The sequence below is a fragment of the Stenotrophomonas sp. YJH_SMC_138 genome (assembly GCF_059369855.1).
In genome coordinates, this window is the sequence record NZ_JCAFTB010000001.1 from 405,974 (window position 1) to 429,740 (window position 23,767).

Sequence of the window (23,767 nt, forward strand, 5' to 3'; positions counted from 1 at the left end):
GGAACAGCCGGCGCAGATGCTGCGCGGATCACCTCACAGGCAGGAGACGGACGCATGAAGATCGAGGTTTGGCAGGGTGACATCACGACCCTGGCGGTGGATGCGATCGTCAACGCGGCCAACGAAACACTGCTCGGTGGCGGCGGTGTCGACGGCGCGATCCATCGCGCGGCCGGCCCCGCATTGCTGGCCGAGTGCGCGCAGTTGCCGGAGCTGCGCCCGGGCGTGCGTTGCCCGACGGGCGAAGTACGCGCTACCAGCGCCCATGCGCTGCCGGCGCGCCATGTACTGCACACGGTGGGCCCGGTCTGGCATGACGGCCAGCGCGACGAACCGGCGCTGCTTGCCAACTGCTACTGGAAGTCGCTGCAGCTGGCCGAGTCGCTGGGCGTGCAGTCGATCGCGTTCCCGGCGATCAGCTGCGGCGTCTATGGCTATCCGCTGTACCAGGCGGCGCAGATCGCAGTGACCGAAACACTGGCGTGGCAGCGCAGCCATGCGCAACCGATGCGCATCGTGCTGGTGGCGTTCAATACCGCTACGGCCAAGGCCTACCAGCAGGCGTTGAGCGCCGCCGGGCAAAGCGCGGACAGCGAACCGCGCGGGTCGATGCTGCCGCCCCTGGGCGATGCGGGTTTTGCCGCCGCGCACTGAATCCCGGTGCGCGACGTAAAGAAAAAGGCCGGGCAGTGCCCGGCCTTTTCCGTTGCACCGTTGTGCTCAGCCACGCATGGCGTGGGTCACGCTCAACGGCTGGCAGCTTCCACCGCGGCGGCGTCATCGGCCACGGCGGCTGCGTCGGCTGCGGCGCGTGCCGCCGAGGCCGCAGCCCCATCGGCGCTGGCGCCATCCACCTGCACGCGCACTTCCACCATGCCCGCGCCATTGTTCAGGCTGGACACGTCGACCGTGTAATGACCGGCCGGCAGGGTCTCTTCCAGGCGCGAATTGGTGCCGTTGCCACCATCGTCGTCGGTCAGCTCGACATCGCCGCCGACCACGCGCAGCACGGTATCAACCTGGCTGGAAATCGCATCCAGGCGCACATCGGCCGGGCGGTCCAGCGACAGCAGGAAGCGGCGACGGCCATCGTTGTCGAGCATCGTGTACACGCTGCCCGCCTTCGGCAGCGCCGTGCCATCGCGCTCGACCAGATTGCCGGGCAGCTCGATGCGGTTGGCCGACAGGGTGAACATGCCGCTGACGCCGTCGCCGAGGCCGCGCGCGGTCAGGGTGTACTTGCCCGGCTTCAGTGACAGGGTCAGACGCGAGTTGGTGCTGTCGCCGCCATCGTCATTCTCTGCATCCACGCCCTGGCCCGACAGCTTCAGCACCGGATCGAAGACATCCGACACCAGGCGGATCTCGTACAGGCCGGCCTTGTCCACCTGCAGGGTGTAGTCCTGGGAACCACCGGCCAGCATGTCGACGATCTCGCCGCTGCCCGCCAGCGGCTTGCCGTCGTACGGCACCAGCTTCTCGGCGCGCAGGCGGTAAGGACCGTAGTCGGTCGAGCCGTTGGCGTTGACCGCCACCTGGTAGGTGCCGCCACCGTTGGCACGGAAGGCCACCGAGACGTCGCCTTCGCGCTCGTAGCCGGTGTTGCTGCTGGCCACCAGGCTGCCGTTGTTGAACACGGCGATCGAGCCGCTCAGCGAACCGGTCAGCTTCAGCCCGACCAGCTGCTTGTCTTCCAGCTTGATCTGGTAGAGCTGGTGGTGGCTGCCGTCGTTGTAGTTGATGCCGCTGCGCGAGGTGATCTCGCCGGATACCGGCTTGTCGAAATCGAGTGACGCGGCCTTGCCCGCGTCCGCGCCGCCGCCGATGCGGTTGCAACCGCTGGCGACCAGGACCGTGGCAACGGCCAGTGTGATTGCTGCCAAACGCATGTTGTTTCTCCTTGGCCTTCCATGTGGTTCCCGCATACCGGCCAGGCACGCGGGGGCGGAAAAGATACCCGCAAAAGCAAACGCCGGCGTGATGCCGGCGCTGCCTTGTTCATCCGGCGATGGGACGGATCAACCGTTCCACTTGCCCAGCGCGGCCAGGCCGTTGTCCTTGGCGCGCTCGTACACCGTCTTCTGGGCAGCAGCGTAGTTGCCCTTCATGTCCTTGGCCCACAGCTTCAGCGCGGCCTGCTGCATGGCGCGGCCGTAGGAGAAGCTCAGCGGCCACGGCAGGTTGCCCAGCTGGTTCATCGCGTTCAGGTGCTCGGTGGACTGCTCGTCGCTCTGGCCACCGGACAGGAACACCACGCCCGGCAGGATCGCCGGCACGGTGCTCTTCAGGCACATCACGGTCGACTCGGCCACTTCCTCGACATCGGCCTGCTCTTCACAGTCCTTGCCGGAGATGACCATCGAGGCCTTCAGGATGGTGCCTTCCAGCAGCACGTTCTGCTGGTACAGCGCGTCGAACAGCGAGCGCAGGGTGGCTTCGGTGACTTCGTAGCAGGTTTCGATGTCGTGGTCGCCGTCCATGATCACTTCCGGCTCGACCATCGGCACCAGACCGCATTCCTGGCACAGCGCTGCATAGCGGGCCAGCGCATGGGCGTTGGACTCGATGCAGGTGCCCGACGGGATGCTCTCGCCGATGTTGATGACCGCACGCCACTTGGCGAAGCGCGCGCCCAGCTTGTAATACTCCTGCAGGCGCTCGCGCAGGCCGTCGAGGCCTTCGGTCACCAGCTCGCCCGGGCAGCCGGCCAGCGGGTGCGCCCCCTTGTCCACCTTGATGCCCGGAATCATGCCGTGGTCGGCCATGTACTTGGCGAACGGCACGCCGTCCTTGGTCGACTGGCGGATGGTCTCGTCGTACAGGATGGCGCCGGAAATGTGCTCGTTGAGCTTCGGCGTGGTCAGCAGCAGCTCGCGGTAGGCGCGACGGTTCTCCTCGGTGTTCTCGATACCGACGCCGGCGAAACGCTTGGCGATGGTAGCGGTGGATTCGTCGATCGCGATGATGCCCTTGCCCGGGGCGACCATGGCCTGGGCGGTTTCAGCCAGCTGTTCGATGCTCATGTATTTCCTGTGGCGGGTGCGGGAAAAACGTAAGTATAGCCCTGCTGCCCGTTGCCTCGCCGTGGAGGACAGGATGGAAACGCTTCCACGTCTACGCAGGACAAAGGATGTCCTGCGGCATGGGGTCAGATCCCCGCAGGGGCTCTGACCCCAGATCAGCAGCGCCGACCCGACCGTCAGGGCTTACAGATCGCCCAGGCCGATGGCGCGGCCATCCTCGCCCACTTCCAGCAGGCGCAGGGTGTTGGTGGCACCATGGGTTTCCATGTGCTCGCCGCTGGTGAACACAACGCGGTCACCGGCCTGCAGCAGTTCCGATTCGACCAGCAGGCGGATGCTGCCGCGCGCCGCTTCGCGCGGGGTCAGGCCGCGGCTGTCGAAGTTGATCGGGAACACATCGCGCATCAGCGCCATCTGGCGACGCGCACCGTCATGGCGGGTGACCGCGAACACCGGCGCCTTGGCGCGGAAACGCGACAGGTAACGCGCGGTGCCGCCGGATTCGGTCATGGCCACGATCGCGCGCACGCCCACATGCTGCGACAGGAACATGGTGGCCATGGCAATTGCCTGGTCGGCACGTTCCAGGTTGCGCGGCGAGGCGTTGAAATCGGTCTCGGTCTGGAACTGGCGCTCGGCACCCAGGCAGATGCGTGCCATCGCTTCCACCGCCTTGACCGGGTAGGCACCGGCGGCGGTTTCCGCCGACAGCATCACCGCGTCGGTACCGTCGATGACCGAGTTGGCCACGTCCAGCACTTCGGCGCGGGTCGGGATCGGGCTTTCCACCATCGACTGCAGCATCTGCGTGGCGGTGATCACCACCTTGTTCTGCGCCAGCGAGGCCTTGATGATCTTCTTCTGCAGGCCCGGCAGCTCGGCATCGCCGATTTCCACGCCAAGGTCGCCACGGGCAACCATCACCACGTCGCTGGCCTCGACGATTTCTTCCAGGTTCTCGATCGCCTCGGTGCGCTCGATCTTCGACACCAGAGCGGCATCACAGCCGTGCGAGCGGGCGATGTCGCGCGCGTCGTTCATGTCCTGCGCGTTGCGGCAGAACGACACGGCGATGAAGTCCACGCCGATCTTGGCAACGATGCCGATCAGTTCCTTGTCGCGCTCGGTCAGGGCACCCAGCGACAGGCCGCCGCCCTGCTTGTTCAGGCCCTTGCGGTCGGACAACACACCATCGTTGAGCACGGTGTTGACGATGCGCTCGCCCTGCACTTCCACCACCTGCAGCTGCATCAGGCCGTCGTCGAGCAGCAGCACATCACCCGGGCCCACGTCCTGCGGCAGGCCGAGGTAGCTCACGCCCACCTGGCTGGCGTTGCCCGGGCCGGCGTTCTCGCTGGCGATCAGGTCGAAGCGGTCACCCGCCTTCAGCTGCACCTTGCCTTCGGCGAAGCGCTCGATGCGGATCTTCGGGCCCGGCAGGTCGGCCAGGATGCCCACTTCCACGCCTACGCGGGCCGCGGCAGCACGCACTTCGGCGGCACGCTTGGCCTGGCCGGACGGATCGCCATGGCTGAAGTTCAGGCGCACCACATTGACGCCGGCGCGGAAAAGATCCTCCAGCACGCCCGGCGGATCAGTGGCCGGACCGAGGGTGGCAAGGATCTTGGTGCGACGCTGACGCTCGAACATGGTGGATGGGCCTCTCCCGTTAAAGAACGGAAATTAGCACATCCTTCACGCCGCATGTATACGGTTACAGCCTTGTGCTGCCTGACTCCGCAGGTCATGCAACGGACATTATCCGGACATACGGTGGCGCAGGGCATTCCGTAGAGCCGAGCCCATGCCCGGCTGGCCACTCGCCGAAGCAGCCGGGCATGGGCTCGGCGCTACAGGAGCCTAGGCCAACAGCGCCGTCAGCTGTGCCGGCTCGCGTGCCAGCTGGCCCGCACCGGCCGCGGTGAGTTCCGCCTCACCGCCAAAGCCCCACAGCACACCCACGCTGCGTAGGCCGTGGTGACGCGCGCCTTCGATGTCCATGCGGCGGTCGCCGATCATCCAGCACTGTGCGGGCTGCACCTGCAGCCGGCGCAGAGCTTCCCCGACCAGCTCCGGCTTGTGGCTGCGCGAGCCATCCAGGGTCGAACCGATGATCTCCTCGAACAGCCCGCCAAACGGCAGGTGCGCAAGGATGCGGCGCGCATGCGGCTCGTTCTTGGCGGTGACCACCGCCAGGCGGTGGCCACGGCCATGCAGCGTGCGCAGCGTGTCTTCCACCTGCGGGTACACCGTGTGTTCGCGCCAGCCTTCGGCGTCGAAGCGCTCACGGTAGTAGCCCACCGCCTGTTCCACCCGTGCCGGTTCGACGAACAGCGGCGCGAAGGTGGTGCGCAGCGACGGACCGATCCAGCCCAGCAGCGTCTCCTGCGGCGGCACCGGATGATCCATCTTCTGCAGCGCATAGGCGATGCAGGCGGTGATGCCCACCTGCGAATCGATCAGCGTGCCGTCGAGGTCGAAGAACAGGACATCCTTGCTACGGTCGGCACTCATGCGCCGCGCGCGTCGAGCGCGGCGACGGCCGGCAGGGTCTTGCCTTCCAGGAACTCCAGGAACGCACCACCGCCAGTGGAGATATAGCTGACCTGCCCGGCGATATCGAACTTGTCGACCGCCGCCAGGGTGTCGCCACCGCCCGCGATGGAGAATGTCGGCGAGCTGGCGATGGCGCGGGCCAGCGCTTCGGTGCCCTTGCTGAAGGCTTCGAACTCGAACACGCCGACCGGGCCGTTCCAGACCACGGTGCCGGCCTTTCCGATCAGCTGCGCGTACTGCGCAGCGGTCTGCGGGCCAATATCCAGGATCAGGTCGTCCTCGGCGACGGCGTCGACCGCCTTCACTTCGGCAACAGCGTCCGGCATGAACTGCTTGGCGGTGACCACGTCGACCGGCAGCGGGATGTCGGCGCCACGCGCCTTGGCATCGGCCACGATCTTCTTCGCGGTGTCCAGCAGGTCCGGCTCATACAGCGACTTGCCGACCTTGTAGCCGGCGGCAGCGATGAAGGTGTTGGCGATGCCACCACCAACGATCAGCTGGTCGACCTTGCCGACCAGGTTGGCCAGCAGTTCCAGCTTGGTGCTGACCTTGCTGCCGGCAACGATGGCCAGCAGCGGCTTGGCCGGTGCGTCCAGCGCCTGCGCCAGCGCGTCCAGCTCGGCCATCAACAGCGGGCCACCGGCCGCGACCGGGGCGAAGCGGATGACGCCATGGGTCGAGGCCTGCGCGCGGTGTGCGGTACCAAAGGCATCCATCACGAACACGTCGCACAGGGCGGCGTACTTCTTCGACAGGGCCTCGTCGTCCTTGCCCTCGCCGACATTCATGCGGCAGTTTTCCAGCAGCACCAGCTGGCCCGGCTGCACGTCGACACCGTCGACCCAGTCACGCACCAGTGGAACCTCGCGGCCGAGCAGCTCGGACAGGCGCTGGGCGACCGGCGCCAGCGAGTCGGCCTCGCTCCACACGCCTTCCTTCGGGCGCCCCAGGTGCGAGGTGACCATCACTGCCGCGCCCTGCTCCAGCGCGCGCTTGAGCGTCGGCAGCGAAGCGGTGATGCGCTGTTCGGAAGTGATGCGGCCATTCTCGATCGGCACGTTCAGATCCTGGCGGATCAGCACGCGCTTGCCGGAGAGGTCGAGGTCGGTCATGCGGACGATGGACATGGGCAACTCTTTGGCTCAGGGACGGGATGCCGGGCTACGGCAGGCGGTCATTGTATCGGGTGGCGATGCCTGCGGCAGGCAGAGGCGTACGGCAACAGCGAACTGCAACAGCCAAAGCGCTGGCGCTTCTTGGTGCTGAGGGTGAGCCGGGGTGCTGTGGGGTGGCAGGGGACGCCGTAAACCCGTCCATGGGGGCTTGGTCGCCGCATCCATGCGGCTCACACCCCTGCCACCCCACACCATCCCGGCCTCGACAGGTTCATGAGGCGGAGCGGATGGCAAAGGCAGGAGCAAGAGCGGTTTCTGATGTCGGAGAAACCAATGTAGAGCCGAGCCCATGCTCGGCTGGGTCTACCGCGAGCAGCAGCCGAGCGTGGGCTCGGCTCTACAAAGAGCGCCCAGCCAAGCAGCTTTTGCTCTTCTTTTTTTATTTCCGTGGGTGGACGCACACGGAAACTGTCAGAGGCCGGGCGGGTGGGCTGGGCAGGGGTATCCGCGCCATGGATGGCGCGGCTAAGCCTCCAGGGACGGATTCACGGCGTCCCCTGCCCAGCCCACCCGCTCGGCCCATCCCCGGGATCGCGCCTTGCAGCCACCCACGAGGGGCTGCGCCGTTCGCCGGAACCTACGCCGAAGGCGTCGGCTTCTGCCGAAGCAGGCTGAGCGCCAGACCACCCACCACCAGCACGCCCAGACCCAGCAGCGCCCACAACAGCCACGACTTCCAGTCATGCTGCGGCTTCAGCGCCGCATCGCCCGCCAGCGGCTCCGGGCTGCCTTCCAGTCGCGCCAGCGTCGGCTGCCACGACGGATCGTTGCGCTGCCGAAGTTCCTCGATCAACACCCCGATCGGCGCGTCCGTGCGGCGCGCGGTCGCGCTGCCCACCGCCAGTGCGTAGGGCGCCGCACCCTGGCTCAGGAACACCAGCACTTCCGGTTGGTAGCCCAGGCGCAGCGTCGGCGCAGTGGCAGATTCCGCCGGATTGGCCACCAGCTTCCAGTAGCGGTCGCGGTGCACGCCGCCCAGCGGCTGCGCCGCCGACTGCTGGCGCTGGCCCTGCGTGCCCTGTTGCACCTGGTAGGCGATCCACGGCGCGCTGCGGCGCTGCCACTCGGCACTCTCGTCATCACGACTGAACAGCGTCCATTGCACCAGGCTGTTGTCGGTGCTGGCCACATCGGCGCGCGCCACCGGGAACCGGCCATCCATCTCGAAGGTGTATTCGCCCTTGCCCTTCGACGTCGGCTCCAGCGACAGCCATTCCCACGGCAGCGTGGCCGGCGCTGGCGGCAGTTCCGCCAACACGCCGCGCAGGGTCGGCAGCCGCGAGTCGCCCTGCGCCAGGATGCGCAGGTAGCGTGCAGTGCCGTCCACCTGCAGGCGGCGCTGCAGCAGGCGCTTGCCGGCGCGCTGCAGATCCACCAGCGGCACGTCGCGACCCATCGATCGCCAGTGCTGCAGGTCATCACTGGCATCCAGCTGAACCTGCGCCTGCAGCGGCTGGCCGCTGTCGGCCCAGTCCAGCACCAGCGCCGCCAGCGGCTGCTGGTCGAGCATGCTGGCGTCGATCAGCCAGCCGCCCTGCCCGTTCGCCGTCGCCCCGCCACTCACCCGTGCTTCGACCCGGCGCACGCGCCCATCGGTATCACGCTCGGTCAGCAGCTGCAGATCGTTGCGCTGGGCATCGGCCAGCGGCGGCAGCACGAACCACGGCAGTTCCCGCTGCACCGGCGGTTGCGCCAGCGGCTGGTCCGGCGCCAGCAGTGCCGACGGCAGCAGCTGGCTGGCTGCATTGAACACCTGCAGGTCGCTGAGGTCGGGGCTCACGGCACGGCGGTAGATCGCCGGCTCCAGCACGATGCGGTAGGCACCGGACTGCGCGCTGGACAATGTGAGCGGCCATTGCTCGGCATACTGCGTGCGGTAATCAGCCGCCTGCACCACGACGGCGGCCAGCATGCCGAACATCGCCGGCAGCAGCGCCCTGCTCCACTTCCTCATTGCTTTTCCTCCACGGTCGGCGCCACGCTCGGCGGAGCCGGTGCCAGATAACCCACGACCGTGCACAGCAGGCCGTAGGCGATGAACGATGCGATGCCCAGCAGGTTGCCCAGGTGCTGGCGATCGACAATAACCAGCTTGGCCAGTACCACGCCCATCAGCACGGCACCGACCATCCACAGCACACGCTGGCCACGACGCGAACCCCACACCCAGGCAATCACGCCCAGCACGCTCCACAACACGGTCAGGCTGGTCTGGGCCAGGCTGAAGCGCATCATCGACGCGTTCCACGCCAGCCCACCCCACTGGTGCACGCCATGCAGCACCAGGCTGGTCAGCGCGACGAAGGCCGCCAGTGCCAGCAGCGGCATGCGGATGTTCAGCAATGCCTGCGGGGCCTGCGATCCCTGATTGCTGTACAGCCAGCGCGCCAGCAGCAACAGGCTCAACCATTGGCCGATCTCGGCCGGATTCAGCACCGGCAGCCACAACAGCGGTGCGGCGTCGCCCGGCAGCAGCTGGCCCAACAGCCAGCCGATCGACAGCAGGCCGAACAGCACGCACTGCAGCGGGACGCGCACGCTGTCGAAGGCCTGTCCCAATGGCCAGCGCAGCGCATTCCAGCGCCACAGCGACAGTGCCGCCATCAGCAGCCATGGCAAGGTCACCAGCAGGGTCGTCCAGCCCTGCGCCAGATCGGCTTCGCCACCGCCCCACAGGGCCAGCAGCGAAAGCAGCGACGGCCACAGCAGCCACCACAGGAACTGCGCGATGCGGGCCACGGTATCGCCGCCCTGGCGCAGGCACAGCAGGGTCCGCACGCCCAGCACCGCGAACACCGCCCAGGCCAGCGCGCCATAACCGGCGAACGGCTGGTGGTGTGCATCGCTCTGCATCAGGGCCAGCGGGAAGCCCAGCGCGAGCATGGCCAGTGCGGTCACGCCCAGTGCATGTGCCGGCTGACGACGCTGCACTTCGGCCACCAGCCAGGCAGTGACCGCGGCCAGCACCAGCAACGCGTCCACTTCGGTGCGGTACGGGAAGAAGCGCGTGATCTCATGGACCAGGCCGCCCAGCCACCACAGCAGGCCCCACAGGTAGTACACCAGTGCGACCTCATGACGTGGCCTTCGCTGGTAGCTCCACGCCGACGCGAAACCGGCCAGGGCCAGCAACAGCGCGCCGATGGCGGTCGGGTTGATCAGGAAGCGCAGGTCTTCGTGCCAGTGATCGCCACCGGCAACGAAGGCGAATGCGGCGCCGATCTGCAGCAACGCGCCGGATACCTGCGGCAGCCAGCGCTTCTGGCGCAGCCCCAGCCACGCCAGCCCGGCACCTTCCAGCGCAAACACCGCGCCGGTGGCGCGCGCCGACAAGGCCAGCGGCACCGCCAGCGTGGCGAAGCCCACCGCAAGCACGGCATGCGACTGCGCCAGCATGGTATACGACGCACGTGCGATCAGCGCCCGTGCCAGTACCGCGTAGATCGCGGCCAGGCCCAACGCGCATAGTGCCAGCGTCATCGGTTGTTCGTGCAGCATGCCTGCCTGCAACGAGAATGCGACCAGCGGCGCGCCGAACACCAGGCTGCCATCGATCAGATCGCGCCGGCCGGCCGGCTGGCGGCGCGCGTACAGCAGCGGGATCAGCAGGTAGAACACGAAGAACAACAGCAGGAACGGCTCAGTGCTGCTGAACTTGTCCGGTACGTACTGCAGCACGCCCCAGAAGGTGCCGATGCCGAAAGTGAAGGCGAAGCCCAGCAGGTTCAGTGCGCGCCAAGGGCGGAACCAGGCGATGGCGAAGATGCCCGCGTTGAGCACCGCGTAATAGCTGAACAGCCCCACGTGATTGCCGCTGCCGGTGGACAGCCACAGTGGTGCCATGAAGCCGGCCAGGATGCCCAGCACGGCCAGCGTGCGCGAGTTCTGCACCACCGCCAGCACGCACAGCCCGGCCACCAGGGCAATGGAGCTGGCGAAGGCGAAGCCCGGCGGAATCAGGTCGAAGCGCTTGAAGGCCGCGAAGATGGTCAGCAGCAGTACGCCGATGGCACCGCCCTGCAAGGCCAGCGCAAACAGGCGCCGGCGCTCGCGCTGGTGCCAGCCGAAGGCCAGCAGGCCCAGCGCGCCCACAGTGATGCCGGCCAGGCGCAGCTCGATCGGCAACACCAGCCAGCCCTGGTCGCTGACGTACTTCAGCAGCGCCGCGACACCGGCCAGCAGCACCAGCATGCCGATCTTGACCGGGACGTTGCCTTCGGTGAACCAGCGCTTGACCGCACTGATGCCGCGCTCGATGACGTTGGGCAGTGCCGGCTCGGAAGGCAGCGGCGGCTGCACCGGCACCGGTGGCACCGGCGGTGGCGCAGCAGGTCGGGGAACAGGCGCCTCGGTCGGCGCTGCTTCGCGCACCGGTGGCTGCGTGGGGTGCGGCGCAGCAGCGGCGACCGGCCGCAGGAACGGTGGATCGGCACTGGCCGTGGGCGTGGCCGCAGCCCGTTCAGGCGTGGGCGCGCTGGCGGCCGGCCTGGCGGTGGCAGGCGCGGCGGCCATCGCGCTTTCCAGCGCCGCGACGCGGCGGCGCAGGCCGGAGATCATCACCAGCGCCACCACCAGCAGCAGGGGGATGGCCAACAGGACCAATACGACCAGTGCGATCAGTGCTTCCATTGCGTGCTTCCATTGCGTTCCCGCGCCCCAGCGGCAGCGGTCGACCGCCCCATGCTACGACAGGGTGGGCCCCTTAAACGACGAACCCCGGCCAGGCCGGGGTTCGTCTGCGATCTACGCCGGCCTTACTTGGCGGCGATGACCTTGGCCATTTCCAGGCACTTGTTCGAGTAGCCCCACTCGTTGTCGTACCAGGTCACCAGCTTGACGAAGGTGCCGTCCAGGGCGATGCCGGCATCGGCGTCGAACACCGAGGTGCAGGTTTCGCCGCGGAAATCGGTGGCCACCACCTTGTCTTCGGTGTAGCCCAGGATGCCCTTCAGCGGGCCTTCGCTCTGTGCCTTCACTTCGGCGCAGATCTCGGCGTAGGTGGCTTCCTTTTCCAGCTCGACGGTCAGGTCGACCACCGACACGTCCGAGGTCGGCACGCGGAAGCTCATGCCGGTCAGCTTCTTGTTCAGTTCCGGAATGACCACGCCGACGGCCTTGGCCGCACCGGTGGACGAGGGAATGATGTTTTCCAGGATGCCACGGCCGCCGCGCCAGTCCTTGTTGGACGGGCCATCGACGGTCTTCTGGGTGGCGGTGGCCGCATGCACGGTGGTCATCAGGCCGCGCTTGATGCCCCACTTGTCATTGATGACCTTGGCCAGCGGGGCCAGGCAGTTGGTGGTGCACGAAGCGTTGGAGATGATCGCCTGGCCGGCGTAGGTCTTGTCGTTCACGCCGTACACGAACATCGGCGTGTCGTCCTTCGACGGGGCCGACATGATGACCTTCTTGGCGCCGGCATCGATGTGCTTCTGCGCGGTTTCCTTGGTCAGGAACAGGCCGGTGGCTTCCAGCACCACATCAGCGCCGACTTCATCCCACTTCAGGTTGGCCGGGTCGCGTTCCTGGGTCAGGCGGATCTTCTTGCCGTTGACCAGCAGGTCGTTGCCCTGCACCGCCACGTCGGCCTTGAAGCGGCCGTGCACGGAGTCGTACTTGAGCATGTACGCCAGGTAGTCCGGCTCCAGCAGATCGTTGATGGCCACGATTTCGATGTCGTCGCCGAAGTTCAGCACCGCCGAGCGCAGGACGTTACGCCCGATGCGACCGAAACCGTTGATACCAACCTTGATTGCCATTTCTCAAGCTCCTGCGGCCGCGACAGGTGCGGCGGGATGGATAGGGCCCACAAGTCTAGCAAACCGCCGCTGGCCACCGTGGGCCAGCCGGGACCGCCGGCCGACCCACGGACAGGATTTGATCCGGATCAAAGCGTTAGCGCGGCGTGAGGCCGAGACTGTCGCCATCCACCCAGCAACGAGAACACCCCCATGCGCAAGACCTCCCCCCTGATCGTGGCCAGCCTGGCCGCCGCCCTGTCGCTCGCCGCCGCCCCGGCCATGGCCCAGTCCAAGGGCGACTGGACCGTCTCGGCCGGCGTGCACCAGGTGGCGCCGAAGTCGAACAACGGCTGGCTGGCCGGCGGCACCCTGAAGGTCGACGTCGACAATGACGTCAAGCCGACCATCACCGGCGAGTACTTCATCGCCGACAACCTGGGCATCGAAGTGCTGGCCGCGCTGCCGTTCAAGCACGACATCAACATCAACGGCCTGGGCCGCGTCGGCAGCACCAAGCAACTGCCGCCGGTGGTCACCCTGCAGTACCACTTCAACAGCAAGGGCAAGGTGTCGCCGTTCGTCGGCGCCGGCCTGAACTACACCACCTTCTTCAGCGAAGACACTACGGGTGCGCTGGCCGGCAGCAAGCTGAAGCTGCAGGATTCGTGGGGCCTGGCCGCACACGCCGGCGTGGACTTCGCGATCGGCGAGAAGGGCGCCCTGCGCGTGGACATGCGCTGGATCGACATCGACAGCAAGGTGAAGTTGAACGGCGAGAAGATCGGCACGGTCAACATCGATCCGCTGGTCTACGGCGCTTCGTACGTCTTCAAGTTCTAAAGCGGTGTATTGGGCGCGGGGGCTTCGCCCCCCGCTCCCCCGCTAGACGCAAAACCCTCGCAGCATGTTGCCCCGGTAATTGCCGGGGCTTTTTTGTGCCTGGGACTGAAGCGGTTCCGGAGCTGGGGCAAGGCAGGGAGCGGAGCCGGGACACGCCCCTCCCTCTACGCTTCCACTTCGGAACAGGAACGCGCCGCTCTTCAATCCACCTACCCCGCTAGAATGGGCGCATGAAAGCCCTGCACTCCCTGTTCCTCGCCGCCGCCCTGGCGCCGGCCCTGCTGTCCGTCTCCGCCCCTGCCCATGCCTGGGGCGCGCAAGGCCACCGCCTTGTCGCCGAAGTCGCCGACGCCCGCCTCACCCCCGCCGCCCGCGCCGAAGTGGACCGCCTGCTGGCCACCGAACCGGACGCCACCCTGGCCAGCATCGCGCCCTGGGCCGACCAGCTGCGCGCCAAGGACCCGGGCCTGGGCCGTCGCTCGGCCGGCTGGCACTACGTCAACATTGCCGAAGACGACTGCCACTACGAAGCACCGAAGCACTGCAGGAACGGCAACTGCATCGTCGAAGCCCTCAAGGCGCAGAGCGCCATTCTGGGCGACCGCAGCCTGACTGACGGCGAGCGCCTGCAGGCGCTGAAGTTCGTCGTGCACCTGGTCGGCGACATCCACCAGCCGATGCACGCCGGCTACGCCCACGACAAGGGCGGCAATGATTTCCAGCTGCAGTTCGGCAACCGCGGTACCAACCTGCACTCGCTGTGGGACAGCGGCATGCTCAACACCCGCAAGCTGGACGATGCCGGCTACCTGCCGGTGCTGCAGAGCCAGCGCGCACCGAAGCTGGCACGCCAGTCCAACCCGCAGCGCGACCCGCAGGCCTGGGCCGAGGCCAGCTGCCGCATCTCCATGCAACCTGGCGTTTATCCGGCCTCGCGTAAAATCGGTGACGAGTACACCGAGCGCTACCGGCCGCTGGCCGAAGCGCAGCTGCGGCTGGCCGGTGAAAACCTGGCGCAGTTGCTGAACCGCGTGCTCGGCACGCGCTGAGGAGAGCTCCAATGCCGGTCCAGGTGCAGTCGTTCTTCCACCGTGACAGCAACACCTTCAGCTACCTGGTCAGCGACCCGGCCAGCGGCGAGGCGGCGCTGATCGATCCGGTCCTGGACTACGACCCGGACACCGACGCCAGCAGCGAATCACCGCTGCGCGCGGCATTGCAGGCCATCGAACAACAGGGCCTGCAGCTGCGCTGGCTGCTGGAGACGCATGCCCACGCCGACCATGTGTCGGCCGGGCGCCGGCTCAAGCAGCGCTTTCCGCAGGCCACGCTGGCCATCGGTGAAGGCATCCGTGCGGTGCAGGCGACGTTTGCGCCACGCTATGGCCTGCAGCTTCCGGGCGCCGATGAAATCTTCGACCACCTGTTCAGTGACGGCGAGACCTTCACTTTGGGCGAACTGCGCTGCCAGGTGATCGCCGTGCCTGGCCACACCAGCGACAGCATCGCCTACCTGATCGACGATGCGCTGTTCACTGGCGACTCGCTGTTCATGCCCGACGGCGGCACTGCCCGCTGCGACTTCCCCGGCGGTGATGCCGCACAGCTGTACCGCTCGATCCAGCGCCTGCTGGCCCTGCCGGATGCCACCCGCGTGTTCGTCTGCCACGACTACGGCCCGGGCGGCCGCGACTTCGCCAACGAAACCACCATCGGTGAACAGCGCGCGCACAACATCCACGTGCACGACGGCGTGGCCGAGGCGGAGTTCGTCAGCGTGCGCCAGGCCCGCGATGCGACGTTGGAAGAACCGAAGCTGATGCAGCCTGCGGTAAAGGCCAATATCCAGGGCGGGGCCTGACGTACGCCGGGCAGAGCCCGGCGCCATCGGTTTCCATCACGGACCGCGAGCGTTCATTTTCCCTGCATCCGCACCACGTGCTGGCCCTTCACGATCTCGAACGTGAAGGCGTACTGCAGGGTGACCGCTACCGGCTCGACGCGCTCGGCGCCCCGGCAGTCACCGCGGTCGGCAGGCACCTTGCCCGCCGCGAAGTGGCAGACCGCTGCGGACGAGTACTTCCACATCGCCACGGCTTCCTGGGCAGCCTGCAGCAGGGGCGCATTCTCGCCCGCAGCACCTGCCGCGCACTCCGGACGATCGGTCAATGGCAGGCTTCGCTCCACGGCGCCATTGGCATCAACCACCACCTGCAGGCAGATCGTGGTCGGCGCCAGTTCCGCGCGCGGGTCACGATCGCCAACCTCCGGGTCTGGTGCCGCGTACAGCTGGGGCATCCGGTAGCCTTCGGTCGCACCCAGCGAATACACCTGCAGCTGTCCACCGCCGCTGCCCGCCTGCGGCTGCAGGCGCTGGTGGCCGACATTTTCGCTGCGGGTATCCACCGTGGTCAGGCGGTCCTGGCTCGCACACCCGACCAGCAGCGCTGCCGCCATGATCAGCGCAGCGGACTTCATTGGGTGTCCTCGGTGTTGTCCATGGCGAACGTGATCGGAATCTTCACCGCCGCTGCAACCGGCTTACCGTTCTTCATCGCCGGCCGATAGGTCCAGCTGCGTGCCGCAGCGATCGACACCGCATCGAACACGCCCGGATTGGTGGCACTGAGCACGCGGACATCGCTGGGACGCCCCTGCGCATCCACCTCCACGCGCAGGTTCACCACGCCTACCTGGCGCTGCTCGAACGCGGATTTTGGATAGGACGGCGGTGGCATCCTGTCGATCTGGATCGGACGGTCCAGCCCAGCCTTGGCCGCACCTTCTTCCGCCGTTGCGTACGGCTCGACACCGATCCCCGGGCTCCCAACCGCGCCGCCCTGGCTGGCCCATGCCACCGCGCCCATGCCCACACACAACCCGACCACCAGCACCTGCCCGGACACCCACGGCAATGCCTTCCGCTTGGACTGCTTCAACATGGCGATACGCTCCCTCAACACGGGTTGGCTGCGCCAATGGCAGACCGCGGGCGCAACCGGGTGGACCAGCTGCGCCTTCAGCAGCGTGCTGGCGTAGAGGCCGCGCAGCGCCGGCTGCGGGGCCATGGTGCGGGCATCGCAGGCCAGTTCCTGGTCGCGCAGGAAGCGGCCCGCAGCCCACGGCAGAAGCGGGTGGAACCAGAACACCGCGCGCACCAGCAGCAGCGCACCGTTGGCCCAGTGATCGCCATGACGGTGATGGCTGCGCTCGTGCTGCAGGATCAAGCTCTGTTCCTGTGCGGTGAACTGCAGGTCGAAGTCGGGACCAACCACGATGCGTGGGCGCCACAGGCCAACCAGCGCGGGCAAGCCGGGATCGCCGCTGGCCTGCCAGCTGCCATCGGTGCGCGGCGTCAATGGGCCCATGCTCCGTTCGAAACGATGTTGTGCGTGCAGGTCGCGCAACAGGCGGATGCCCGCGCCCAATGCCCACAGCGCGAACAACAGCCCGGCCCATGGCAGCGAGGGCCCGCTCAGGGCATCGAGGGCACCGGGCATCACTTTCAGCGGCAGCGTGGGTACCTGCTGCAACACCGCAACCTGTGGCAATGGCAGCGTCAGGGCCACCAGCAGCAGCGGCAGCAGCCACCAGCTGCGGTAGGCCAGCCCAGCGCCCCCCAACCGCACCAGCAGCGGTCGCAGCACCGCCAGCAGGACCACACCCACGGCCAGCCACAAGCTGGCCCGCCACAGTCCGTCGAGCAGCTCAGTCATGGTCCAGCTCCTGGATCAGCTTCTTCAGTTCGGCGATGTCCTGCGCGCTCAGCTGGCCGCGTTCGCTGAAGTGCGCGACCAGCGGCGCCACGCGCCCTTCGAAGACACGGCCGATGAAGTCCTGGCTCTGCGCCTCCACCCACGCCTGTCGCTGCAGCAGCGGCCGGTACAGGTAACGCCGTCCATCGCGCTCGGCAGTGATCGCGCCCTTGGTCAGCAGGCGGTTGAGCAGGGTCTTGATGGTCGGCTCGGCCCAGTCGCGATGGGCCAGCGCGGCCACCACGTCATCGGCACTACGCGGTGCCTGCTGCCACAGCACCTCCATCACGACGGCTTCGGCTTCGCTGATCGGGGTCATGGTTTACATCCGTAATCGACAGATTGATTACCCGCGTAATCGAGCTGCCTGTCAAGCCCCTCGACTCCGGGTTCATCCCGGCTGCGCCAGCATCGGTTCCTCCCGCCCCTGGCCCCGGATGAAAGCACTGCCGAAGAAGGATTTCCCGGTCGAGCAGGCCCGCCGCTTCCTCGAACCCGGCCCGATCGTGCTGGTCAGCACGGCATGGCGCGGCCAGCGCAACCTGATGACGATGGGCTGGCACATGGTCATGGGCTTCTCGCCTTCACTGGTCGCCACCTACCTGTGGGACGCAAACCACAGCCACGCGTTGGCGCGCGGCAGCGGCGAGTGCGTGATCAACGTGCCCGGGGTGGAGCTGCTCGATACCGTGGTGGACATCGGCAACTGCAGCGGCCGCGAGGTCGACAAGTTCGCCCGTTTCGGGCTCGACGCACTGCCCGCGCGTGAGGTCGGCGCGCCACTGGTCGGCCAATGCCATTCGTGCTTCGAATGCCGCCTGTACGACGACAGCCAGGTGGCAGCGAGCAATCTGTTCATCTGGGAAATCGTGCACGCCCATGTTGCGCCCCGGCCGAAACTGCCGCGCACGGTGCATTACCGCGGCGATGGGCAGTTCATGGTGGCCGGCGCGGAAGTCTCGCGTCGACGGCGGTTCAAGCCCGACATGCTGTAATGCCCGCACTCCCCCGACGCAGGACCGCCGCGCATGACCGAACACCTCACCGACCTGGACGCCGCCGTCGACTGGTTGTTTGCGCGCGTGGACGGGCCGCTGCGGATCGGGGCACCGCTGGCACTGGGCAAGCCGCATCGGCTGCTCAATGCCCTCTACGCGCGCGTCGAGCACGATCCGTCGCGGCCGCTGCAGCTGTATACCGCGCTGTCGCTGAATCCGCCGAAGGCGCGGGGCAACGGCCTGGAAGCCCGCTTCCTGGCACCGTTCGCGCAGCGCCATTTCGGCGACGACTTCCCGCGCCTGGCCTATGCCGATGCGATCGCACGCGACGCGTTGCCGGCACATGTGCAGGTGGAAGAGTTCTACATGCAATCCGGCGCCCTGCTCGGGTCGCGCCAGGCGCAATCCAGCTATACCAGCCTGAACTACACCCACGCCGCCGATGCGGTGGCGCAGCGCGCGCCACAGGTGATCGTGCAGAAAGTGGCGATGCGCCCGAACGACCGCCGGCTTTCCCTGTCGTGCAACAACGACATCACCCAGGACACGCTGGACGCGATGACCGCACGTGGCCTGCCGCGTCCGCTGCTGATTGCCGAGATCGATCCCCAGTTGCCCTACCTGGGCGGCTCGGCCACGGTCGATGTCTCGTTCTTCGATCTGGTGATCACCCCACCGCCGCCGTACCCGGCGCTGTTCGGGCTGCCGCGGCAGCCGGTCGGCGATGCCGACTACGCCATCGGCCTGTACGCCAGCACGCTGGTGCGCGATGGCGGCACGCTGCAGATCGGCATCGGTACGCTGGCCGACGCGCTCAGCCATGCGCTGGTGCTGCGCCACACCGACAACGCGCGCTACCGCCGCGTGCTGCACGCGCTGGATCCGCAGCTGGCCAGCCACCCGCTGGTGCAGGAGATCGGCGGCGTGGACCCGTTCGAAGTGGGCCTGTACGGCTGCAGCGAGATGCTCAACGAGGGCTTCCGCAGGCTGGTGCAGACCGGGGTGATCAAGCGCAAGGTACACGATGACCTGGCGCTGATGCAGCGCATCGAGAACGGCAGCACGCTGTCGATCGACCACGCCACACTGGCGGCCGAAGGTGAGTACCTGCACGGCGCGTTCTACCTGGGCTCGCCGGAATTCTACGAGTGGCTGCGCACGCTGCCGGAGGACGAGTGCCGTGCGATCGGCATGCGCCGCATCAGCGAGATCAACCAGCTGTACGGCGGCAACGAAACGCTGGAACGCCTGCAGCGCCGCCATGCGCGCTTCTTCAACTCCTGCATGATGGCCACCGCGCTGGGCGCGGCGGTGTCCGACGCGCTGGACGATGGACGCGTGGTATCCGGTGTGGGCGGCCAGTACAACTTCGTGGCGATGGCACATGCCCTGCCGGAAGCCCGCAGCGTGCTGATGTTCCGCGCCGCGCGCGATGACAAGGGCCGACGCGAATCCAACGTGCGCTGGAACTACGGGCACACCACCATTCCGCGCCACCTGCGCGACATCTACCTCAACGAATACGGCATTGCCGACCTGCGCGGACTGACCGACGAGGACTGCGTGCATGCGATGACCGCAATCACCGAGGCCCCGTTCCAGGGCGGCCTGCTGCAGCAGGCGCACGCCTCGCGCAAACTGCTGGCGGTCGCGCAACCGGATCCGCAGCGGCAGCAGCGCAATACGCCGCAGGCGCTGACGGCGGCGCTGGCCCCGTTCCGCGCCGATGGCAGCCTGCCGGACTATCCGCTGGGCAGTGACTTCAACGAGATCGAGCAGGTGCTGGTGAAAGCGCTGGCGTGGCTGAAGGCCAATACGCAGACCCGCGGCGACAAGCTGCGTACCGTCTGGGCAGCACTACGGCAACCGGCCGGCGACGGCGATGCGGTGTACCTGCAGCGCATGGGCCTGCAGGCACCGAAGGATTTCGCCGAACGCCTGGACGCGCGCCTGCTGCGGCTGGCACTGGCGCGCACCGCCTGAGAAAAGGGGACGGAGGGGATTAAGTCGTTTGTGCACAAACGACTTAATCCCCTCCGTCCCCTTTTTCCTGCGGCAAAGAAAAGGCCGGCGTGCGCCGGCCTTTCCTCATTACGTCGCGATGCTGCTTACAGCGCCTTGGCGGCTTCCACCACGTGCGCGGTGGTAATGCCGAAGTGCTTGTACAGCTGGTCGGCCGGGGCGGAGGCACCGAAGGTGTCGATACCGATCACGGCACCGTCCAGGCCGACGAACTGGCGCCAGAAACCGGTGACGCCGGCTTCCACGGCCACGCGCTTGCGCACGGCGTTCGGCAGCACCGATTCACGGTAGGCCGCATCCTGGCGCAGGAACACGTCGGTGGACGGCATCGAGACCACGCGGGTCTTGAGACCAGCCGCGTCCAGCTGGGCCTTGGCTTCGGTGGCCAGCGAGACTTCCGAACCGGTGGCGATCAGGATCACATCCGGGGTACCGGCGGCATCGGCCAGCACGTAACCGCCGCGCTCGATCTGCGCGATCTGCTCGGCGCTGCGCGGCTGGTGCGGCAGGTTCTGGCGGCTGAACACCAGGCAGCTCGGGCCGTCCTGGCGGGTGATCGCGGCCTTCCAGCTCACCGCCGACTCGACCGCATCGCACGGACGCCACACGTCGTTGTTCGGGATGTAGCGAAGCGAGGCCAGGTGCTCCACCGGCTGGTGGGTCGGGCCGTCTTCGCCCAGGCCGATCGAGTCGTGGGTGTAGACGTGGATGGCGTGCGCCGGGATCAGCGCGCTCATGCGCACGCCATTGCGGGCGTAATCGCTGAACACCAGGAAGGTGGCGTCGAACGGAATGAAGCCACCGTGCAGGGCCAGGCCGTTGGCAATGGCGGTCATGCCGAACTCGCGCACGCCGTAGTACACGTAGTTGGCGTTGGCGTCGTCGCTGGCAACCGATTTGCTGCCCTTCCAGAGGGTCAGGTTGGAGTGCGCCAGGTCGGCCGAACCGCCGACGATTTCCGGCAGCAGCGGGGCATAGGCTTCGATGGCCAGCTGCGAGGCCTTGCGCGAGGCGATCGTCGGGCCTTCCGCGGCCACCTGGGCGATGTACGCATCGGCCTTGGCAACGAAGTCGGCCGGCAGTTCGCCATGCGAGCGGCGGGTCAGTTCGGCTGCTTCAGCCGGGTACTGGCTGGCGTACTTGTCGAACAGCTGTTCCCACTCGGCCTGGCGCAGGGTGCCGGCGCCATTGGCGCGCCAACCGTCGTAGATCGCCTGCGGGATCTCGAACGGGCCGTATTCCCAGCCCAGCTGCTTGCGGGTGGCTTCCAGCTCGTCCTTGCCCAGCGGTGCACCGTGGCTGGATTCCTTGCCCGCCTTGTTCGGCGAACCAAAACCAATGGTAGTGCGGCAGCAGATCAGGGTCGGCTTGTCGCTCTGCGACAGCGCGGCCTCGATGCCGGCCTTGATGCTGTCCGGGTCATGGCCATCGACGTCGCGGACCACGTTCCAGCCATAGGCCTCGAAACGCTCCGGGGTGTTGTCGGTGAACCAGCCCTCGACGTTGCCGTCGATGGAGATGTGGTTGTTGTCCCAGAAGCAGACCAGCTTGTGCAGGCCCCAGGTACCGGCCAGTGAGGCCGCTTCATGCGACACGCCTTCCATCAGGCAGCCATCGCCCATGAACACCCAGGTGCGGTGGTCGACCACTTCCAGCTCCGGGCGGTTGAAGCGCTGTGCCAGCAGCTTCTCGGCCAGGGCGAAGCCCACGGCATTGGCGAAACCCTGGCCCAGCGGGCCGGTGGTGGTCTCCACGCCCGGGGTCTCGTGGCGTTCCGGGTGACCGGCGGTGTGGCTGCCCAGCTGGCGGAACAGCTTCAGCTGCTCGATCGGCAGGTCGTAGCCGCTCAGGTGCAGCAGCGCGTACTGCAGCATCGAACCGTGGCCGTTGGACAGCACGAAACGGTCGCGGTTGAACCAGTGCGGGTTGCTCGGGTTATGGCGGAGGTAGTCGTTCCAGAGGACTTCGGCGATGTCGGCCATGCCCATGGGCATGCCGGGGTGGCCGGACTTTGCGGTTTCAACCGCATCGGCGGCAAGGAAGCGGATGGCGTTGGCCAACTGGCGACGGGTAGGCTGCGTCATGGTTCTGTCGGAATCGGGAGGCGGCCGCGGACGTGCGGGCGGCCTATTGTCCCATAGTCGCCGGGCGGGGGGTCAGTTCACCTTGCCCGGTCGTGCCGGCCGCTGGCCCGCAAGGACGTGATCTCCGCCGGATTCCGCATGTGAAAAGGGGCCGGAGCCCTTTCCCCTGAGGAAAGGAATCCGACCCCGATCAGGTCGCCAGGAGGGGCGTTGGACTCAGTCCTGCTGCGGACCCAGCGCCGGGCCATCGTGCGACTCGCCCTTGGCCACCAGCGTGGTCAGGGCCAGGTCGCCGGTCACGTTCAGCGCGGTACGGCACATGTCCAGGAAGTGATTCACGCCCAGGATCAGGCCGATGCCCAGCGGGTTCACACCGACCATCGCGCAGATCATCGCCACCACCGGCAGCGATCCCGACGGCACGCCGGCGGTACCGATGCCACCGAGGATGCAGACCGCCATCACCATGATCTGCTGGCCGATGCTCAGGTCCACGCCGAAGAACTGGGCCAGGAAGATCACCGTCACACCCTCGAACAGCGCGGTGCCGTTCTGGTTGGCGGTGGCACCCACGGTCAGCACGAAGCGCGACACGCGCTGCGGCAAGCCCATCTGGTCGGCCACGCGCAGCGCGGTCGGCAGGGTGGCATTGCTGGAGGCGGTGGAGAACGCCATCACCGTTGCTTCCTGGGTATCGCGGAAGAACGACAGCGGCGAGCGGCCGGACAGCCACACCGCGGTACCGTAGGTCACGATCATGTGCAGACCCAGCGCCAGCACCACCACGCCCACATAGGCACCCAGGCGGATGATCAGCTCGAAGCCGAACAGCGCGGCCAGGTTGAACATGAAGCAGGCCACCGCATAAGGGGCCAGGCGGATGACCAGGTTGATCAGGGTCATCGAGATTTCGAACACGCCTTCGATGGCGCGGCGCAGCGGGGCAACCTTTTCATTGTCGGTCAGCACCATGCCGATGCCGAACATCAGCGCGAAGAACATCAGCGACAGGATCGCGCCGTTGTCCGACGCGGCCTGCAGCACGTTGCTCGGCACGATCGACAGCAGCATGTCCATGCCCTTCGGCGTGCCGTGGATGCCAGCGACGATTTCCTTGCTGCGCTCGGCGTTCTCCGAGAGCATCAGTGCCGCAGTCTGCGGATCGACGCCCGCGCCCGGCTTGAGCAGGTTGACCAGCACCAGGCCGATGCCCACCGCGATGCCGGACAGCAGCACGGTGTAGGCCAGGGTCTTCCAGCCGATGCGGCCGAGGGCGCGGATGTCGCCCATCTCCGACACGCCCATGATCAGCGCCGAGAAGATCAGCGGCACGATCAGCATGAAGATCAGGTTGAGGAACAGGCCCGACGCCGGGGTGGTGACGTAGTCCATTACCCACTTGGCACCAGCCTGCAGACCATCGACGCTGCCGCCCAGGGCGTGCACGATCAGTCCCAGGACCAGGCCGATCGCAAAGCCGATGCCCATCTTCCAATGCAGGGGCAACTTCTTCTTGTCGGCAGCAGCTGCTGTCATACGCGGGTTTCCTCGAAAAATGAATGCACTCTAA

19 protein-coding genes are annotated in these 23,767 nt (G+C 67.1%); 6 read left to right on the plus strand and 13 right to left on the minus strand.

Annotated elements, in window-relative coordinates; all coding sequences use genetic code 11:
• The first annotated feature begins 54 nt into the window (after positions 1 to 54).
• Positions 55 to 654 carry an O-acetyl-ADP-ribose deacetylase gene (locus tag AC5P7I_RS01795; RefSeq protein WP_014648231.1) on the plus strand — a complete coding sequence of 200 codons (600 nt, stop codon included), beginning with the start codon at positions 55 to 57 and terminating at the stop codon, positions 652 to 654.
• Positions 655 to 746: 92 nt separating this feature from the next.
• Here the strand turns inward: AC5P7I_RS01795 and AC5P7I_RS01800 are convergent, their stop codons facing one another.
• The 8 genes from AC5P7I_RS01800 to gap all read right to left on the minus strand — a co-directional run bounded on the left by AC5P7I_RS01800 (position 747) and on the right by gap (position 12,516).
• Positions 747 to 1,889 carry an ABC transporter substrate-binding protein gene (locus AC5P7I_RS01800; protein WP_075075806.1) on the minus strand — a complete coding sequence of 381 codons (1,143 nt, stop codon included), beginning with the start codon at positions 1,887 to 1,889 and terminating at the stop codon, positions 747 to 749.
• Positions 1,890 to 2,018: 129 nt separating this feature from the next.
• Positions 2,019 to 3,023: a class I fructose-bisphosphate aldolase gene (locus tag AC5P7I_RS01805; RefSeq protein ID WP_014648233.1), complete on the minus strand. Its 1,005-nt coding sequence runs from the start codon at positions 3,021 to 3,023 to the stop codon at positions 2,019 to 2,021.
• A 183-nt stretch (positions 3,024 to 3,206) separates the two neighbouring features.
• Positions 3,207 to 4,673, minus strand: coding sequence for a pyruvate kinase (gene pyk / locus AC5P7I_RS01810; RefSeq protein WP_014648234.1), 1,467 nt, complete (start codon positions 4,671 to 4,673; stop codon positions 3,207 to 3,209).
• A 210-nt stretch (positions 4,674 to 4,883) separates the two neighbouring features.
• Positions 4,884 to 5,537: an HAD hydrolase-like protein gene (locus tag AC5P7I_RS01815; protein WP_053496281.1), complete on the minus strand. Its 654-nt coding sequence runs from the start codon at positions 5,535 to 5,537 to the stop codon at positions 4,884 to 4,886.
• Positions 5,534 to 6,709 carry a phosphoglycerate kinase gene (locus AC5P7I_RS01820; protein WP_495222138.1) on the minus strand — a complete coding sequence of 392 codons (1,176 nt, stop codon included), beginning with the start codon at positions 6,707 to 6,709 and terminating at the stop codon, positions 5,534 to 5,536. Before AC5P7I_RS01820 ends, AC5P7I_RS01815 begins: the two co-directional genes overlap by 4 nt.
• A 625-nt stretch (positions 6,710 to 7,334) precedes the next feature.
• Positions 7,335 to 8,711 carry a DUF3999 domain-containing protein gene (locus tag AC5P7I_RS01825; RefSeq protein WP_032962132.1) on the minus strand — a complete coding sequence of 459 codons (1,377 nt, stop codon included), beginning with the start codon at positions 8,709 to 8,711 and terminating at the stop codon, positions 7,335 to 7,337.
• Entirely contained in the window at positions 8,708 to 11,386 is a 2,679-nt protein-coding gene (locus AC5P7I_RS01830; RefSeq protein WP_262219550.1) for a DUF2339 domain-containing protein, read from the minus strand. The genes AC5P7I_RS01825 and AC5P7I_RS01830 overlap by 4 nt, the downstream gene beginning before the upstream one ends.
• Positions 11,387 to 11,511: 125 nt before the next feature.
• The gene (gap, locus tag AC5P7I_RS01835) at positions 11,512 to 12,516 is read right to left on the minus strand and encodes a type I glyceraldehyde-3-phosphate dehydrogenase (RefSeq protein WP_005414333.1); all 1,005 of its coding nucleotides are present in this window, start codon (positions 12,514 to 12,516) and stop codon (positions 11,512 to 11,514) included.
• Between the two features lie 192 nt (positions 12,517 to 12,708).
• Here gap and AC5P7I_RS01840 point away from each other — a divergent pair, with 192 nt between their 5' ends.
• From AC5P7I_RS01840 to AC5P7I_RS01850, 3 genes are all read left to right on the plus strand, one after another.
• Positions 12,709 to 13,338 (plus strand): OmpW/AlkL family protein, encoded by a 630-nt coding sequence (locus AC5P7I_RS01840; protein WP_014648239.1) that lies wholly within the window; start codon positions 12,709 to 12,711, stop codon positions 13,336 to 13,338.
• Between the two features lie 230 nt (positions 13,339 to 13,568).
• Positions 13,569 to 14,387 (plus strand): S1/P1 nuclease, encoded by an 819-nt coding sequence (locus AC5P7I_RS01845; protein WP_049406223.1) that lies wholly within the window; start codon positions 13,569 to 13,571, stop codon positions 14,385 to 14,387.
• Between the two features lie 11 nt (positions 14,388 to 14,398).
• The gene (locus AC5P7I_RS01850) at positions 14,399 to 15,199 is read left to right on the plus strand and encodes an MBL fold metallo-hydrolase (RefSeq protein ID WP_014648241.1); all 801 of its coding nucleotides are present in this window, start codon (positions 14,399 to 14,401) and stop codon (positions 15,197 to 15,199) included.
• A 53-nt stretch (positions 15,200 to 15,252) separates the two neighbouring features.
• Here the strand turns inward: AC5P7I_RS01850 and AC5P7I_RS01855 are convergent, their stop codons facing one another.
• The 3 genes from AC5P7I_RS01855 to AC5P7I_RS01865 are packed head-to-tail and all read right to left on the minus strand — an operon-like array spanning position 15,253 to position 17,412.
• Complete coding sequence (locus AC5P7I_RS01855) at positions 15,253 to 15,816, minus strand: hypothetical protein (RefSeq protein WP_032962142.1); 564 nt, start codon at positions 15,814 to 15,816, stop codon at positions 15,253 to 15,255.
• Positions 15,813 to 17,054 (minus strand): M56 family metallopeptidase, encoded by a 1,242-nt coding sequence (locus AC5P7I_RS01860; protein ID WP_262088099.1) that lies wholly within the window; start codon positions 17,052 to 17,054, stop codon positions 15,813 to 15,815. Before AC5P7I_RS01860 ends, AC5P7I_RS01855 begins: the two co-directional genes overlap by 4 nt.
• Complete coding sequence (locus AC5P7I_RS01865) at positions 17,047 to 17,412, minus strand: BlaI/MecI/CopY family transcriptional regulator (protein ID WP_014648244.1); 366 nt, start codon at positions 17,410 to 17,412, stop codon at positions 17,047 to 17,049. The genes AC5P7I_RS01860 and AC5P7I_RS01865 overlap by 8 nt, the downstream gene beginning before the upstream one ends.
• Before the next feature lie 118 nt (positions 17,413 to 17,530).
• On the opposite strand from AC5P7I_RS01865, the gene AC5P7I_RS01870 reads away from it, so the two are divergent.
• Positions 17,531 to 18,088, plus strand: coding sequence for a flavin reductase family protein (locus tag AC5P7I_RS01870; protein ID WP_014648245.1), 558 nt, complete (start codon positions 17,531 to 17,533; stop codon positions 18,086 to 18,088).
• Between the two features lie 33 nt (positions 18,089 to 18,121).
• Positions 18,122 to 20,074, plus strand: a complete 1,953-nt coding sequence (locus AC5P7I_RS01875; RefSeq protein WP_111206043.1) for an acetyl-CoA hydrolase/transferase C-terminal domain-containing protein — start codon at positions 18,122 to 18,124, stop codon at positions 20,072 to 20,074.
• A gap of 125 nt (positions 20,075 to 20,199) precedes the next feature.
• Here the strand turns inward: AC5P7I_RS01875 and tkt are convergent, their stop codons facing one another.
• Together tkt and AC5P7I_RS01885 are read right to left on the minus strand one after the other, a co-directional pair.
• Positions 20,200 to 22,197: a transketolase gene (tkt, locus tag AC5P7I_RS01880; RefSeq protein WP_014648248.1), complete on the minus strand. Its 1,998-nt coding sequence runs from the start codon at positions 22,195 to 22,197 to the stop codon at positions 20,200 to 20,202.
• A 216-nt stretch (positions 22,198 to 22,413) separates the two neighbouring features.
• Positions 22,414 to 23,733, minus strand: coding sequence for a dicarboxylate/amino acid:cation symporter (locus tag AC5P7I_RS01885; protein ID WP_014648249.1), 1,320 nt, complete (start codon positions 23,731 to 23,733; stop codon positions 22,414 to 22,416).
• Positions 23,734 to 23,767 lie beyond the last annotated feature (34 nt).